At 53.7% G+C, this 1,006-nt stretch carries 2 protein-coding genes; one reads left to right on the top strand and one right to left on the bottom strand.

Annotated elements, in window-relative coordinates:
- Window positions 1–700: cytosine permease (gene codB / locus AACS18_RS12445; RefSeq protein WP_108612434.1), on the bottom strand; the 700-nt coding region annotated here is incomplete at its 3' end.
- A gap of 68 nt (window positions 701–768) precedes the next feature.
- On the opposite strand from codB, the gene AACS18_RS12440 reads away from it, so the two are divergent.
- On the top strand, window positions 769–1,006 hold a 238-nt coding region (locus AACS18_RS12440; protein ID WP_219927699.1), incomplete at its 3' end, for a hypothetical protein.

The raw sequence follows: 1,006 nt of genomic DNA, 5'->3' as shown, positions 1-1,006 counted from the left end.
AAAAAAACGCCACCATGGTAATCATGACGGCGCCCCAGGGTTTGCGACCAAATCGAACAAAGTCGGCGGTCAGGGTTCCTGCACTGATAAAGGAACCGACCACCATGGTCAGCGCCGTGGTGAACTCGATAGGATTGCTTGGTTGCACCTGCTGCAGTGCAGCCATGCCACCGGTCGAGGTCACCGCCAGCCAGACCGAGTAGCCGCCAAGCAGTGCAATGGCCGGTACGGCCACAAAGCTCAGCACCATCAGGGCGGAGATGCCGAAGTAGACGGTCACCGTCATCAACATGCCCGAAATGGCGATCAGCCAGTTCACATCTATGCCGGTCGCCTTCTGCACCGGCAGGGCAAACATCGCCACGCCAACGCCAAACCAGCCGACCTGAGTACCGCCGAGCAGCAGGGATGGCAGCCAGGAACCTTTCACCCCAAAGGAGTAACGAGCCAGCAGATGGGTAGAGAGGCCGGTTGAGGCACCGATATAACCGAGACAAGCGGTGTAGATACCCAGCAACAAGTTGCCGATAAGTACCGCCTTGATGAAGTCATCGAACACCAGCCCGGTGCCCAGCGCACCACCGGTCCACATGCTGGCAGAGAAGAAGGTCAGGCCTAGCATCACCAGCATCAGCGACAGCATACCTTTGCGCCCTTTGGCGGGTACCGCCCCCAAACAGTATTCGTTATCCTGCGCCATGCTCTCTCTCCACGTAATAGGCAAAACGCGCCGGATTTTACATGTAAAACGTTTTACGTCAATCAATCATGGTTAAATCTCTGGATAAAACCATCAATAGCAGTCAAATGAGTAACAAATTAGGACTCAAATCAGCAGATAAACTGTGTCGACTGCAAGCAGAGGGTGTTACGGGAATTGGGAATGTAAGGGGATATAAGAAAACTGACAGATGCAAAAAAGCCTCCCTTTTCAGGGAGGCTTTCTATTTAATGGTGCTGATACCCAGAATCGAACTGGGGACCTCATCCTTACCAAGGATGCGCT

Source organism: Aeromonas sp. HMWF015 (genome assembly GCF_963878965.1).
Taxonomy (GTDB): domain Bacteria; phylum Pseudomonadota; class Gammaproteobacteria; order Enterobacterales; family Aeromonadaceae; genus Aeromonas; species Aeromonas veronii.
The sequence above is the reverse complement of the archived record's forward strand: the minus strand, read 5'-3'. Positions and strand labels throughout refer to the sequence as shown.